This window comes from Rhodoferax sp. BLA1, from assembly GCF_013416775.1.
Taxonomy (GTDB): Bacteria; Pseudomonadota; Gammaproteobacteria; order Burkholderiales; family Burkholderiaceae_C; genus Rhodoferax.
In genome coordinates this window covers 849,090-863,596 of record NZ_SZVI01000013.1, presented here as the reverse complement: position 1 = coordinate 863,596, position 14,507 = coordinate 849,090, and the positions used below count along the sequence as shown (strand labels likewise).

The window sequence follows — 14,507 nt, the reverse complement described above, 5'->3', positions numbered from 1 at the left end:
AATAGCCGTGCCCCACACGTCTCTTTGAGAAAGTGACTCCATGGACCTCAAAAGCCTGATCGACATCCCCAGCAAGCTGCCTACCATCCCCAAGCTGGGCCAGCAGCTTTTGGCCAGTTTTGGTGCTGAGCAGGTGTCGGTGGCCGAGATCAGCAGTCAGCTTGCCGCCGATCCGGCCTTGAGCGCCAAATTGCTCAAGCTGGCCAATTCGGCCTATTTCCAGGTCTCGCACACCATCGGCACGGTTGATGGGGCGCTGCAGATGCTGGGCCTGGTGATGGTGCGCAATCTGGTGCTGGGCAGCACCGTGGCGGCGGCCTACAAGGCCACGCCCGGTCTGGATTTGCCACAGTTCTGGCGCTACAACCTCGAGACCGCCTGTGCCGCACGTTGGCTGGCCGAACGTACCGGCTTCAACGCCGATCGGGTGTTCACGCTGGCCTTGTTACATGCCATTGGTCAGTTACAACTGCATGCCATCGTGCCACAGACCATGGCCCCGCTGGACCAGCAAATGAGTGTGTTGCACCCAGGCCGCCCGCAACTGGAGGTGCGCACGCTGGGCTTCCATTACGGTGATGTGTCGGCCGAGCTGGCGCTGGCGTGGAATTTGCCGCTACCTTTGGTCGACGCGCTGCGCCACATCGTGGATCCGCTGGCGGCGCCTGAATTTCTGGAGGCTGCCGCACTGGTGCATCTGGGGGCGTGGCGTGCCCGTGCCGAGGTGCTGGGCTGGAGCGACGCGGAGCAGGTCGCCAATTACCCGTTTGATGTGGGTGAGCGGCTGTACCTGCAGCCCAACTGGACTCCCGCGCTGGCAGCGCAATCACACCCCGAAGAGCAGCTGCTGATGCCGCCCCTGGCTGAACTGACCCAGGGCCTGGACGCCTTGTTTGATTGAACCCGACCCCAGGCCCGGGGCCTGAGGGTCCTGTGCCTGCAGGCCAAGCCGGTGTGCCCTTGGCCAGACCGTGTGTGGTGCAGGTCGCACCATGCTGACCCAAATACACCTTCAGTGGCGAAAGCGAGCTCATGAAACTCAAGCACCTGATCGACCAGCCCGACAAACTGCCCACCATTTCCAAAGTGGGGCAGAAACTCATTGCCAGTTTCAACGATGACGAGGTGTCGGTCAGCCAGATTGCCGAGCAGCTGGCGCTGGATCCGGTCTTGAGTGCCAGAGTGTTGCGACTCGCCAACTCGCCCTACTTCAAGGTACCGCGCAGCATCGAGACGGTCGAGGCGGCGCTGCAGACACTGGGTCTGGTGATGGTGCGCAACTTGGTCATCAGCAGCACGGTGGCTGCAGCCTTCAAGGCCACGCCGGGGCTCGACCTGAAGCAGTTCTGGCGCTACAACCTGTACACCGCCTGTGCCTCGCGCTGGTTGGCGAGCCAGGCCGATGTGGATGCCGACCGGGTCTTCACGCTGGGCGTGATGCATGCCATTGGTCAGCTGCACATGCATGTGGTGATGCCAGCAGAGCTGGTGGCGCTGAACAAACAAATGAGTGTGCTTGATACCCGGCGAGCGCAACTGGAGCTCGATGCGTTCGGCTTTCATTTTGGTGACGTGTCGGCCGAGCTGGCACAGGTCTGGCATTTCCCGCTCTCGCTGGTGGATGCGCTGCGCCACGTTGCCCAGCCCCTGGCAGCCCCCAATTTTTCAGAAGCTGCCGCATGGGTGCATCTGGGGGCCTGGCGCGCCAGTGTCGAGGTGCTGGCCCTGGGTTACAAGGCCCAGCTGGACTGCTACCCCCTGGCGGTGGCCAGGCGGCTGCATCTGAATCTGGAGCCGAACTGGACACCCGCGCTGGCTGAAGCCGGCCACCGGGATGCCCGGGGGGTGATGCCACCCTTATCTGAGTTGAGTGGGGGTCTGGAAGCCCTGTTTGAGTGAGCCGTTGCGGTGCTCACACACCGGCTGGTGCGGCTGATTTGACCTGTATCAATACCCGCCAGACCTAGAATCCAAGGGCTGGACTGCCCCCAAGCAGACACCATCTGCCAGCCCTTGTTCTCGCCCACCACACAACCCGTCAGATGGGGTTTGAAGCTGTCACCGGGAGCTTGCCATGACCACCGTCTGCCTGAGCATCTTTCACTTCGAGTCTGTGCTGGACCGGCTGTGGGTGGTCGGCCAGATGGCCTGGGCGCGCGCGCCGCTCAACAGCATGCCCGACTTGCAGTTCTACAAGCTGCTGGGCTCCGGCACTGGCGAGGGTTTCACCCCCCAACCCAACACCGCCGTCTGGGGCATCTTCACCGTCTGGCCCGATGAGGCCACGGCCCGCCAACAGATCGCCAACCAGGCACTGTTCAAACAATGGCGCGCCAAGTCGGATGAACACTGGACGGTCTACCTCAACCCGATATCCGCCAAAGGTTTGTGGGGAGGCAAGGTGCCGTTCACCGCCGACAACTACGACTCCAACGCCACACCAGACGGCCCGCTGGTGGCGTTGACCCGGGCGCAGGTCAAACTCGGTGCGGCCACCCGTTTCTGGAGCCGCGCGCCCAACATCTCGCAGATGATTGGCGCCGACCCGAACGTGGTGTTCAAGATCGGCATGGGCGAGACGCCACTGTTTTACCAAATGACGTTCTCGATCTGGCCCGATGGCCAGTCGATGGCGGCCTTTGCACGCGGCAACACTTACCACGGGCGAGCCATCCAGTCAGCGTATTCGGAGAAGTGGCTGGTGGAGTATTTCTTCGCGCGCTTTCGTCTGCTGGGCAGTGAGGGCAGTTGGCAGGGCAAAGACCCGCTGGCCGCTCTGACCAAGACCTCGCCCGCCCATCAGCCGACTGCGCTTGCTGAAGCCGAAGTAGCCTGAATCACAAGACTTTTTGGCCTGTAGCCCTTATTCCATAAGGGATGGTAGCTATAAATAATGAATAAACAGACGGCTTAGGCTCTGATCTCAGTTCTGCTTCATGCCCGCCACCAGCTGGGTGACGTTGTGTTGCATCAGCTTCAGGTAGCTGCTGGCCGGTTCACTGGGGCCAGACAAGGCGTCCACATACAGCTTGGGGCCCAGGGTCACGCCGGTGTCCTTGGCAATCTGTGCCAGCAGCTTGGGATTGCTCATGTTTTCGACAAACACCGCGCGGATCTTGTCTTGCTTGATCTGGCGGATCAGCTTGGCCACCTCTTTGGCACTGGGCTCGCCCTCGGTCGAGATGCCCTGGGGCGCCAGGAAGCGGATCTGGTAACGCGCGCCAAAGTAGCCAAATGCGTCGTGGGAGGTGATCACCTGGCGTTGACGCGGGCTCAGGCTGGCCAGCTGCTCTTTGGCAAAGGCGTCCAGCGTATCGAGTTCCTTGAGGTAGGCCTCGCTATTTTTCTGGTAGCTGTCAGCCCCCTGTGGATCAAGGCTGGAGAGCGATTTGGCAATGTTTTTCACATACAGCTTGACGTTGGTCGGGTCTTGCCAGGCGTGTGGGTCGGTGGCCGAGTGGCCATGGTCATGCCCATGCGCTTCTTCGGCGGGCATGCTGCGTGGTTTGACACCCTGGCTGGCCACCAGGGTCGGGCCAGCGTAAGCGGCTGACTTGGCCAGTTTCTGTGCCCAGGGTTCAAAGTTCAGGCCGTTGATGACAAACAGGCGTGCGCCCAAAATCGCCTTGGCATCGGCCGGAGAGGGGGTGAACTCATGCGCATCGGCATCTGGCCCGACCAGTGCCTGCACCTTGACGCGTTCACCGCCCACCACCTGCACCAGGTCGGCCAGGATGCTGAAGCTGGCCACCACCGGGATCGGCTCGGCGGCGTGGCTGCTCTGTAGCAGCAAAGGCGCACTCAGGGCGGCGCAGGCCAACCATTTCAAGGTCAGTCGTTTCATGGGATATTCCTTTCAGGATGTAAAGACAGGGCTCACGCCACCCGGTGTGGGCGCTTGAGCAACTTGGGCAGCCAGCCGCCCGGCGACAACAGCAATGACAAGGCATACAACACCCCGGCACAGCCAATGATGGTGGGGCCACTGGGGGTGTCCAGGTGGTAAGACAGCAGTAGCCCGGCCAAGCTGGCGAGCATGGCCTGCACACTGGCGTTGACCAGCTGGGCGCTCAGGTGTTCATGCCAGAGCCGGGCCGAGACGGCGGGCAGCATCATCAGGCCGACGGCCATCAGCGTACCCAGGGTCTGAAAGCCAGCCACCAGGTTGAGCACCACCAGCATCAGAAAGCCCTGTTGCCAGACCCAGCCCCGGCCGCCAGCGGCGCTCAGGTACACCGGATCAAAGGTCTCCAGCACCAGGCCACGGTAACCGGCGGCCAGCAGCAGCAGGCTCAGGCTGGCGACACCGGCCACCAGCAGCAGCCCGGCTGCGTCGACACCGAGTGCGCTGCCAAACAGAATATGCAACAGGTCCAGCTGGCTGCCTTGGCGCGAGATCAGCGCCACACCAATGGCCAGCGCTACCAAGTACAGTGCAGCCAGACTGGCGTCTTCTTTGAGGTTGGTGGCGCGGCTGACCAGCCCGGCAATGCCGGCCACCAGCAGCCCGGCGACCACCCCACCGAGTGCCATGGCAGGCAAGGACAGGCCAAACAGCAGAAAGCCCACCGCCACACCGGGCAGCACCGCATGGCTCAGCGCGTCTCCGAGCAGGCTCATGCGTCGTAATGTCAGAAACACTCCGAGTGGCGCTGCGCTGAGTGAGAGCGCCAGCGTGGCCACCAGAGCGCGGCGCATAAAGGCGAATTCGGCAAACGGGCCAATCAGGCTGTCCCACAACCAGGGGGCTATCGTCATACAGCCTCCCGCTTTGGTAGTGAGGGCAACTCGTCGGTGTGGCAAATGTCGGCATGGTCGTCCCAGGCCTCGGCCAGGGCGCGCGCGCGTTGCAGGTTGGGGGCGGTCAGCACGGTGCCCGTGTTGCCCCAGGCCACCAGCTCGCGTGCCAGCAGCACGGTCTGCGCAAAGTGGGCACGCACCTGCTCGTCATCGTGTAACACCGCGACCACGGTGCGGCCCTCGGTATGCCAGCGGTGAACCAGGACCAGCAGTGCGTCGGTGGTGCGGCTGTCCATGGCGTTGAAGGGCTCATCGAGCAAGATCAGATCGGCGTCTTGCACCATCAGCCGGGCAAACAACACCCGTTGCAGTTGCCCGCTCGAGAGTGAACCCACACTGCGCTGCTCAAAACCGGTCAAACCGACCTCGGTGATGGCGTTGGCCACGCGTTGCCGCAGCGCGGGTGTGACGCGGCCCCAGGCGCCGCTGGCAGCCCAGCAGCCCAGTTGCACACAGTCCTGCACCGACATCGGAAACGTGCGGTCGATCTCGGTGAGCTGGGGCATGTAGGCAATGCGTGTGCGTGGTGTGTTCACCTGCACCCGCCCGCCGGCCGGGCGCAGCAGGCCCATGATGCTTTTGAGCAGGGTGCTTTTGCCCGAGCCATTCGGGCCAATCACCGCCGTCAGCGACCCATCGACAAAACGGCCGCTGATGTGGTGCAGGGCCGGGTGCTGGCGGTAACTCACCGTCAGGTTCTCGACCGTCACCATGGTTGCACCTCGGCGCTGGCCCAGAGCACCGCCAGCCACAGCAGCAGCAGCACCGGCAGCACAAGCAACAACCGCTGCCAGGCCGGCCAGCCCAGCACACTGCCGCGCAGGTCGGGGCTGGACTCGTGCAGGCGGCTCTGCGTTGCCGGATGGGTGTGGGTATGGCCCGTGCCATGGTCGTGGCCATGACCTGGCGCGGGCGGGGTGTCAGGGTTGTGGAGGGGGAGAGAAGAGGGCATCAAACAGAGCGGTTGTTTCGCTAGTGCAACTGGGTTGCGGTATAGTGTATCGCAATTGACTTGCATTTTTGAGTTAATGCAACTCAATGGCAATAATCTTGATTTGAGGCCCACACTATGACGGTTTCTTCTGCATACCCGGCGCACACGGACCCCATCGACGCGCTGCTTTCGGCCCACGGCCTGCGGCGCACGGTGGCGGCGCGTCTGGTGCTGGGCTGGTTTCTGGCGCACGCCGATACCAGTTACACCCATGCGCAGTTGTTGTCGGCCTTGCAGGGTGTCGAGCCCGACAAGGGCGTGACGCTGGACCGTGTCACGCTGTACCGTCTGATCGACCGGCTGACCCAGGTGGGCCTGCTGTTGTGTCGGGTGGATGCCAACCGGGTGCGTCGTTACCAGGCCATGCCCGAGAGTGTCAAGGCGATGCCGCACTTTGAGTGCCAGACCTGCCACCGCGACAGCCCGCTGGCCGGTGCGCTGCAAGGCAATGCGTTGGACCTGGAAGCTGCCGCCGAAGGTGCACTGCAGGCCCTGAAAGCGCTGGGTTACCAGGATGTGAGCCTGGACTTAGCGGTGCGGGGCGTGTGTGCCGACTGTGCCAGCGCCGCCGCTGGGGTGGCCTGAGTCCGCTTATTCCGACAACCAATAAAAAGACAGCGGTGGTATTAGCAGGCTGTGCTTGTCCAGCTCCAACCGAGTTCCTGCCACCAAGTCTTTAACGTCGTGATGCATGAACAGGGTGCATGAGCTCAGCGGGTCTATCTCAAACCGCTGTGCTTCGGTGCTGAAATTGCCCACCACCAGGACTTTGTTGTGGCTGTTTTTGGGATCGGTGCGCAAGAACGCCAGCAGGTTGAGGTTGTTGACCGACAGCAGTTGCCGGTTGTCGAAGTCTGCAAACGCCACCAGTTCCTTGCGCAGCGCGATCAGCTTTTTCATGGTGCTGAATAAGGTGTGTTCGACGGTGCCGCTTTGATGGCGTTTTTCGGCTTTGGCCCAATCAAAGTGGGAACGGTGCGCCCATCGGTTGTCGTTGGCCTTGAAGGGGTCGGTCATGTAGGCCATGTCGTTGAGCGTGCCCAACGCATCCCCGTAATAAATCAAGGGGATGCCACCAAACGACAGGATCATGCTGTGTAACAACACGATCGTTTTGATGGCGGCATCGATGGTCTGTTCGTCCTGACTCTGCAGGGCGGACTCCAGTCCCACCAATGAGGCCAGCGAACCAGTAAAACGTGCGTCACCGGTTTTTCTATTCACACCAAAGGGCAAGCCACGCGCGGGTGAACCCTCAAACCGGCCGGTGAAATACTCGATCAGGAAGTTGCGATGCTGGTGAGGGTCATAGCCCGCCAGGCTGATGTCACGGTCATCAAAACCCAGGCCGATGTCGTCGTGGCAACGGACGTAATTGAGCCAAGTGGCACGCTCGAGTTTGGTGGGCAAACTCTTCACTCCCTGGTTGAGCAAGCGGGCATTTTTGGTGGCCACCGCGTCCCACAATAAGGCCATGAAGGTGGCGTTGTAGGCAATTTCACACTCTTTGGCGTTGATCGCATCTTCGCCAAAATACTTGGACACCTCACTCGGGGCCACAATCGCCTCGGCAATGAACAGCACCCCTGGCGCGGTGACTTGGCAGCAGTCCTTCATGAGTTGCAGCAGCAAATGGGCTTCGCGTTCGTTCTGGCAGCTGCTGCCGATCTTTTTCCACAAAAAGGCCACCGCGTCGAGTCGCAGCACATCCACACCTTTGTTCGCCCAGAACAGGATCACGTTGATCATCTCGATCAACACCTCGGGGTTGCGGTAGTTCAAGTCCCACTGATAGGCGTTGAAGACGGTCATGACCCACTTGCCCATGGCTTCATCCCAGGTGAAATTGCCTGGCGCCTGCAGCGGGAAGACCTCGGGCATACCCTGTTCATAAGCGTCGGGCAGGCTGCGGTTGTCAAAGACGTAGTAATAGTCCTGGTATTTTTTGTCGCCCTGGCGCGCGCGCTTCGCCCATTCATGTTGGTCCGAGGTGTGGTTGACCACCACGTCCAGCACCAGCAGCATGTCACGCTGGGTCAGCGTCGTCGCCAGCGCTTGCACATCGTCGGTGCTGCCAAAACGTGCATCCACTTCGAGGTAGTTGCGCACCGCATAACCGCCGTCGCTGGCCTCCGGCGGGCAATCCAGAATTGGCATGACATGCAAGAGATTGATGCCGAGGTCCTGCAGGTAGGGCAGTTTGGTCTGCAGGTCATTCAGGTTGTCGGCGAAACGGTCGCAGTAAAGCGCCATGCCAACCCATTTTTGGCTCAGGAACCAGTTGTAGTTTTTTTCGCGCGCCATGTCTGACTCACGCAAGTGCGGCGCCCGCTGCACATAACGCAAGGCCAGTGTCTCCACCAGGCTCGACAACTGCTGTTTGAAGTCCTCGCGTTCGCCATACAGCAAGTAAAACAACGAATGGATGGCGTAAAAATTGGCTCCCAGGCGGGTGTAGAAGTGGCGGGTGTGGGTATTGCCCAATTCCGGCCTGAGTTTGGTCAGGATGTCGTTTAACAGGGCGTGGGATTCTTGTTCGTACATGGGTTGGGCTTTCGATTCATATCAATGTTGTTGGCGCAACCAGACGGCCATGTCCGGGTGGAAATGGGCGACACCTTCCAGGATGCCGGCGCTGTAATTGCCGTTCATGCCCAGGAAGTCACCTTTGGCGAGGTAGAGCCTGGCAGGTGAAACGTTGGCCATGCGGGCCTTGATGTCTGCGTCGGCGTTGGCAACCAGCACGGACGGAATATCGCTGGTCAGCACATCCAGGTCGTTGCCACTGTCGCCCGCAAACACCGTCTGATCACACGCGAACCCCTGCGCTGCCATCAAAAACTCAATGGCATGTAACTTGTTGGCAGAGGCTGGCAGGATGTCCAGCAGGCCTTGTTGGGTTGCTTCGTCGATGCTCCATATCAGATGGACCTGGATGCCCGAACGTTTGAAGAGTGCCTCTATCTGCGCCAACAAGCCCGTTGTTTGGGTGTCAATCGGCGCGTAGTAGCTGAGTTTGTGGATCGCCTGTTTTTCGGGCTCCTGCAGGGTCAGCGCCGTGATGCCAGACAGCAGACCTCGCAGATCGTTGTGGCTGGCCCCCGCCCACGCCGGGGCAATATGGGCGTCCCATGCGGGCCAGCGTTGCCACACCGTCCCTGTCACCTGGTAGATCGACGCACCCACGTCAGCAATGGCGAAAGCGGGCGTGGGCAAGTCGACGTCACGAATCGCCTGCTGGATCAGCGCCTGGTGACGGCCGCTGACATAGGCCAGTGTCACACCTGGGTTGTCTGCGAGCTTGGCAAACAGGGCGCGCGCCTGTGGCGATTCGGGCTGAGATCCGTTGGGGATCAGCGTGCGGTCCAGGTCGGTGCAAAGCAGCAGGCGTGTCATCAGGCGGTTTTGTCTCTGTTAGGTGTCAAAAACTGGTAGTGCGCAATGGCCTCCAGGATCCCGGCAGCGTACAGGTCTTTGGAGAAATAGATTTTGTCCACATCACTGAGTTCAGACAGTTCCGGGGGGTGCTGGTTGGCCACCACCACCCCCATGGTGTTGCCGCGCAACATGTCTTCGTCGGCACGTGTGACGCCCGCGACCAGTGTGTTGTCAAGCGGGAAGCCAAACTGGTCGGCGCACCAGCGTAGTGCCAGCCCCTTGGAAGCTCGTGCGGGCAGGATGTCCAGAAAATGGCCAAACGAAAACACCAGGTTGACGGCTTGGTCGTTGCGCAGCAGGACTTGCCGGATTTCCGTGACATCGGCGCTTGCTGGGTCGATGAAGTAGCTGATCTTGAAGGCGCTCTGGCAGTTTCTGGGTTGCATCTTGAGGCCCGGAATTTCCGCCAGCAGGGTGCGAATTTCCTGTGGATTCCAGTGGTGGTTGATGTGCCGCTCCCAAGCCGTGTCACGTGTCAGCTCGGGCGCGTAGTGGATGTGTGTGCCCTGGTTGGTGATCAGGATGTCGGGCTCGGGAATACCGTGTTGGCGCAACACTGCCAGTGCATCATCCAGATGCCGACCGGTAGCAATACCAAAGATAAACGCCTTGCGTTGGTCGTAAATCAGCTTCAACAGCTCTGCCAGAGAGGCCTGATCACCAGTCAGATTCAGATCAAGGCTCGTGAACAGTGCCTGCCGACGAAACAGGTTGGGCCGACGCTTCAAGCTCAGCTTGACCACCGGTTCGGTCTTGGCCACCAGGGGCTGAATCACCTTGAGGTAACTCTCCACATGCGCTGGCCAAGAGTAGAACTGCCGTACCCCGGCCACACCGTTGGCCGAGAACCGCTGCCAGTCTTTTTTGCGGGTGAGCGTGAGCAACAATTTTTTGGCCATGGCAGCTTTGTCCAGCGGGTCGATCAGGTAGCCGTTGTTGCAGTTTTTGATGATCTCGATGGGGCCACCGTCTTGGGTCGCCACCAGCGGCAGGCCACAGGCTGCGGCTTCGATCAGGGTCAGACCAAATGGCTCGGTCAGGGCCGGGTTGACAAAAACACCGCCCAGGCGGGTCGCCAGCCGGTACAGGACGGGTACCTGGGACGCCTTGTGGTGTTTGGGGTAAGCCACCTTGCCATACAAATCGTATTTGTCGATGGCCAGCAGGATGTCGTTGAGCACGGTTTTTGACACACCGCTGATGTCCTGAATGTCGTCCCGGTTGCCCGCCACAATCACCAGATTGGCCACCTGCTGCAGTTTGGGCGACTCGCCATATGCTTCGATCAGGGAAATGATGTTCTTTTTGGGGTCTGGGCGTGACAGCGCCAGAATGATGGGTTTGGTGGGTTCTTTCAAGAATTTGGCGAGTTCAAGCGCCACACTCGGGTCTTCTTCCCCACCCTGCGGCGGGAAAAATGTCTTGAGGTCGGTGCCCGGCGGAATCACACGCATGGCCTGGGGCTGGTAGTAGTCATACAAGCCGTATTGCTGCTCAATTTCCTGTTGTGTGCTGGTGATCACTCGCTCAGCCGCCCCCAAGGTGGTTTCTTCGGCCTCTACACGTCGGCTGATGTTGTAGGTCGATTCAATCTCGCTGCGTTTGACACCACTGGCCACCAGTTGTTTGCGTTTGTTGCGCCCCAGCGAATGGCCGGTGTGCACCAGGGGAATCCCCAGCTGGTGCGACAGACGAGCCCCCACATAACCTGCATCCGCATAGTGGCTGTGGATCACGTCCGGCATGTTGCCAGGCAGTTTGAAATAGGCCAGCACATTGTCTGAATAACTGTCCAGCGAGTCCCACAGCAACTCCTTGCGCACATAGCCTGGCGCACCACATTCCACACGCACGATGCTGGCCTTGGCCGACAGTGGCTCATTTACCACGGCGTAGTCGGGGCTGACTAAATCGTCCACCACGCGGCGCGTCAACAACATCACTTTGGCGACGTCATCACGGTCACCCAGCGCGTTGGCGAGCTCCACCACATACTTGGTTTGTCCGCCGGTGTCGGCATCCCGCCCCAGTTCCAGATCATGGCCGCGGATCAGGCCGTGGATGCTGATCAGGGCAATGGTCAAAGGGGCTGGATTGTTTGTGGTTTTCATTTTTTTCATGGTTTTGTGTCTCCGTTTTGAACGTCCTGGAACGTAGAGCCGTTTTGGTCATTGTGCGCCAATTATATTTGTGCAAATATAATTGGCGCATTGTGATGACTTTTTCAGGATGGGATGCCCCTTGTTTCGCCAACTTCTTGCCAACAATACGTCTGCCCATTGGCTCAGTGCGCTGCTGGCCGCCTCGGTTTTTCTCGTTGTGTTGTACTTTTTGCGGGGTGTGGTGCTGCGTCGCCTGCAGCGCCTGGCAGGCAACACCGACACCTTGATTGATGACTTTTTGGTCGAGGTGTTGTCGGCCACACGGGTGCTGCTGGCCAGCGTGGTCAGCCTGTATATCGCCAGCCTGTTCCTTGAGTTGCCTTCCGGTTTGCAGAAAATTGTTGACCGAACGGTCATCGGCTTGATGCTGCTGCAGTGTGGTCTCTGGGCGACGCGGGGGCTGGATTTCTGGCTGCGCCACCGGTTTGCCCAGGGTGATGTGAATGAGACTGGCGCGCGAGAGATGACCCGCTCGCTGCTGTCGTTCCTCGGGCGGGTGGTGCTGTGGTCACTGGTGGCGCTGCTGATCCTGGACAACCTCGGGCTCAATGTCACCGCGTTGATCGCCAGCCTGGGCATTGGCGGCATTGCGGTAGCGCTGGCGGTGCAGAACATTTTGGGTGACCTGTTTGCGTCGTTGTCGATTGCCATTGACAAACCGTTTGTGATTGGTGACTTCATCACCGTGGACGACCTGATGGGCACGGTGGAGCACGTGGGTTTAAAAACCAGCCGCATCCGCGGCTTGGGTGGCGAGCAGATCATCTTTTCCAACAACGACCTGCTCAAGAGTCGCATCCGCAACTACAAACGCATGCAGGAGCGCCGTGTGGTGTTTGCCATCGGGGTGACCTACGACACGGCAGAACCAGCACTCAAAACCATTCCAGACCTTATCCGCCAAGCCATTGAGGCACAAACGGCAGCGCGTTTTGACCGCGCACACTTCAAGGGATTCGGCGCTTTTTCGCTTGACTTTGAAGCGGTCTATTACGTGCGTGAACCCGACTACAACGTCTACATGGACGCGCAGCAGGCAATCAACCTGCAACTGGTACGCGATTTCGCCGCACGTGGCATCGGTTTTGCATTTCCGACACAAACGCTGCACATAGCCTCGGCACCGACCCCCGCCGAGACGGAGCAGGGGGCTGAAAACCGGCCATCGCCTACATCAGATCAGGCCACCGCATCTTGAGGACTGAGCCGTCTTGGGTAGACTGCGCGCCATGATTCGCTCTCAGGCTTTGCGGTTTGTTTATCCAGGTGGTGCCACGCTGGCTTTTCCCGATGTGGCGGTGGCGCCCGGCACGGTGTTGTTGCTCAGCGGCCCCTCGGGCTGTGGCAAATCGACCTGGCTGGCGCTGGTAGCGGCGCTGGTGGCGCCCACCGGCGGCCAGTTGGAGGTGGCCGGGCAGCCACTGGCCTCGCTCAAGCCTGCTACTGCCGATGCCTGGCGTGCCCGGACCATCGGGTTTTTGCCCCAGAAGTTGCACTTGAGCGCGGCGCTGACCGTGTACCAGAACCTGGCCATGGCGCAGTGGGCGGCCGGTGTGCCAGAAAACGCTGTACGCATCAAGCAGGCGCTGGCGTCACTGGGTGTGGCCGAGTTGTCCACGCGCCTGCCGGCGCAGCTCTCTGGCGGGCAGGCTCAGCGGGTGGCGCTGGCGCGCTCGGTGTTGCTGCAACCCGCACTGATCCTCGCCGATGAACCCACCGCGAGCCTGGACGATGCCGCCGCCGCCGATGCGGTGGCGCTGCTGCTGGCCACCGCCCAAACCCAAGGCGCGACCCTGGTCATTGCCACCCACGATGCCCGGGTGGTGCGTCTGATTCCGCCCGGTTCTGATGGCAAAAATGGCTTTGAGCCTTTGTTATTAAAGGGCCAGTAGCTATGGAATACACAGCATGAAGACCTTGTTGTTGGCCTGGCGTTACCTGTGGGCGCGGCCACTGAATGCGGCGCTCAACGTGCTGCTGCTGGCGCTGGGCCTGGCCTCCATCACCTTTTTGCTGCTGGTGGGCTACCAGCTGGAGCGCGCTTTTGACCGCGATCTGGCCGGTATCGATGTGGTGGTGGGTGCCAAAGGCAGCCCGATGCAGCTGATCCTGAGCGGTGTGTTGCATGTGGATGTACCTACCGGCAATGTGCCGCTCAAAGACATTCGCGAGCTTGAAAGGCACCCGCAGGTGGCGCAGATCATCCCGATCAGCCTGGGCGACAACTTCCGCGCCTACCGCATTGTGGGCACCAGCACTGACTACATCCACCACTACAACGCGCAGCTGGCGCAGGGCCAGCTCTGGACCACACCGATGCAGGTGGTGCTGGGCTCGACGGTGGCGCGCCAGCTTGGCCTGCGGCTGGGCCAGACCTTTGTTGGCTCGCACGGTCTGGGCGCAGGTGGCCATGTCCACGGTGACAGTACCTACACCGTGGTCGGCATCCTGCAGCCCAGTGGCAGTGTGCTGGACCGCCTGATCCTGACCGACACGGCTTCGGTCTGGAAAGTGCATGAGGACTACACCGCGCTCGACGACGAGGACCGCGCCGTGATGGAAGACGAGCGCGAGATCACGTTGGCGCTGGTGTTGTACAAAACTCCGATGGCGGCGCTGACCTTTCCGCGCTACGTCAACAGCAGCACCGACATGCAGGCCGCCGCACCGGCGGTCGAGATCACCCGGCTCTTGCACATGTTGGGCCTGGGTACCGAGGTGCTGCGGGCTTTTGCGGCGGTGTTGTTGCTCACCGCCGGTTTGAGTGTGTTCATCGCGTTATGGAGCGCGGTGCGTGAGCGCCGGGCCGACCTGGCGTTGCTGCGTATGCTGGGTGCACCGCCCAAACGGGTGGCGAGCCTGCTGCTGTGTGAGGCTTTGTGGCTGGGTCTGCTGGCGGGCGCTCTGGGCCTGCTGCTGGGCCAGGGCTGCACTGCGGCGCTGGGCTGGTTCCTGCAGCTCGACAGCTCGCTGCTGGTGGGCGGCTGGGTCTGGCCGAGCGATCTGTTGCTGGTGCCCGCCTTGGCGCTGCTGGTGTCACTGGGTGCGGCGCTGTTGCCTGCGCTGGGGGCTTACCGCGTCAGTGTGCTGGAGCTTCTGCAGGGTCGATGAGG

Annotated in this window: 14 protein-coding genes; 7 read left to right on the top strand and 7 right to left on the bottom strand. The window is 60.9% G+C overall.

Going from position 1 to position 14,507, the window contains the following annotated elements:
- Nucleotides 1–40: 40 nt before the first annotated feature.
- From FDG13_RS19520 to crtA, 3 genes are all read left to right on the top strand, one after another.
- Nucleotides 41–901 (top strand): HDOD domain-containing protein, encoded by an 861-nt coding sequence (locus tag FDG13_RS19520; RefSeq protein WP_180132329.1) that lies wholly within the window; start codon nt 41–43, stop codon nt 899–901.
- Nucleotides 902–1,032: 131 nt separating this feature from the next.
- Complete coding sequence (locus tag FDG13_RS19515; RefSeq protein ID WP_180132328.1) at nt 1,033–1,899, top strand: HDOD domain-containing protein; 867 nt, start codon at nt 1,033–1,035, stop codon at nt 1,897–1,899.
- A 175-nt stretch (nt 1,900–2,074) separates the two neighbouring features.
- On the top strand, nt 2,075–2,836 hold the full coding sequence (gene crtA, locus FDG13_RS19510) for a spheroidene monooxygenase (RefSeq protein WP_180132327.1): 762 nt from the start codon (nt 2,075–2,077) through the stop codon (nt 2,834–2,836).
- A gap of 87 nt (nt 2,837–2,923) precedes the next feature.
- Here crtA and FDG13_RS19505 read toward each other — a convergent pair whose 3' ends face one another.
- Genes FDG13_RS19505 through FDG13_RS19490 form a run of 4 tightly spaced genes read right to left on the bottom strand, consistent with a single transcriptional unit; the run spans nt 2,924 to nt 5,752 of the window.
- The gene (locus FDG13_RS19505) at nt 2,924–3,844 is read right to left on the bottom strand and encodes a metal ABC transporter substrate-binding protein (protein ID WP_180132326.1); all 921 of its coding nucleotides are present in this window, start codon (nt 3,842–3,844) and stop codon (nt 2,924–2,926) included.
- Between the two features lie 32 nt (nt 3,845–3,876).
- Nucleotides 3,877–4,758: a metal ABC transporter permease gene (locus tag FDG13_RS19500; RefSeq protein WP_180132325.1), complete on the bottom strand. Its 882-nt coding sequence runs from the start codon at nt 4,756–4,758 to the stop codon at nt 3,877–3,879.
- Entirely contained in the window at nt 4,755–5,513 is a 759-nt protein-coding gene (gene aztA / locus FDG13_RS19495; RefSeq protein ID WP_180132324.1) for a zinc ABC transporter ATP-binding protein AztA, read from the bottom strand. The genes FDG13_RS19500 and aztA overlap by 4 nt, the downstream gene beginning before the upstream one ends.
- The gene (locus FDG13_RS19490; protein ID WP_180129610.1) at nt 5,507–5,752 is read right to left on the bottom strand and encodes a hypothetical protein; all 246 of its coding nucleotides are present in this window, start codon (nt 5,750–5,752) and stop codon (nt 5,507–5,509) included. The genes aztA and FDG13_RS19490 overlap by 7 nt, the downstream gene beginning before the upstream one ends.
- A 117-nt stretch (nt 5,753–5,869) precedes the next feature.
- Between FDG13_RS19490 and FDG13_RS19485 the strand changes: the two genes are divergently transcribed.
- Nucleotides 5,870–6,379 (top strand): Fur family transcriptional regulator, encoded by a 510-nt coding sequence (locus FDG13_RS19485; RefSeq protein ID WP_180132323.1) that lies wholly within the window; start codon nt 5,870–5,872, stop codon nt 6,377–6,379.
- A 6-nt stretch (nt 6,380–6,385) separates the two neighbouring features.
- Here the strand turns inward: FDG13_RS19485 and FDG13_RS19480 are convergent, their stop codons facing one another.
- Genes FDG13_RS19480 through FDG13_RS19470 form a run of 3 tightly spaced genes read right to left on the bottom strand, consistent with a single transcriptional unit; the run spans nt 6,386 to nt 11,343 of the window.
- On the bottom strand, nt 6,386–8,338 hold the full coding sequence (locus tag FDG13_RS19480; protein WP_180132322.1) for an amylosucrase: 1,953 nt from the start codon (nt 8,336–8,338) through the stop codon (nt 6,386–6,388).
- Between the two features lie 21 nt (nt 8,339–8,359).
- Nucleotides 8,360–9,190, bottom strand: a complete 831-nt coding sequence (locus tag FDG13_RS19475; protein WP_218942793.1) for an HAD-IIB family hydrolase — start codon at nt 9,188–9,190, stop codon at nt 8,360–8,362.
- Complete coding sequence (locus tag FDG13_RS19470) at nt 9,190–11,343, bottom strand: HAD family hydrolase (RefSeq protein WP_180132321.1); 2,154 nt, start codon at nt 11,341–11,343, stop codon at nt 9,190–9,192. The genes FDG13_RS19475 and FDG13_RS19470 overlap by 1 nt, the downstream gene beginning before the upstream one ends.
- Before the next feature lie 130 nt (nt 11,344–11,473).
- On the opposite strand from FDG13_RS19470, the gene FDG13_RS19465 reads away from it, so the two are divergent.
- From FDG13_RS19465 to FDG13_RS19455, 3 genes are read left to right on the top strand one after another with little or no spacing between them, the layout of a single operon-like run.
- Nucleotides 11,474–12,592: a mechanosensitive ion channel family protein gene (locus tag FDG13_RS19465; protein WP_255435332.1), complete on the top strand. Its 1,119-nt coding sequence runs from the start codon at nt 11,474–11,476 to the stop codon at nt 12,590–12,592.
- A gap of 31 nt (nt 12,593–12,623) precedes the next feature.
- Entirely contained in the window at nt 12,624–13,286 is a 663-nt protein-coding gene (locus FDG13_RS19460) for an ABC transporter ATP-binding protein (protein ID WP_180132319.1), read from the top strand.
- 16 nt (nt 13,287–13,302) lie between these two features.
- Nucleotides 13,303–14,505, top strand: a complete 1,203-nt coding sequence (locus FDG13_RS19455) for an ABC transporter permease (RefSeq protein ID WP_180132318.1) — start codon at nt 13,303–13,305, stop codon at nt 14,503–14,505.
- Nucleotides 14,506–14,507: the final 2 nt, after the last annotated feature.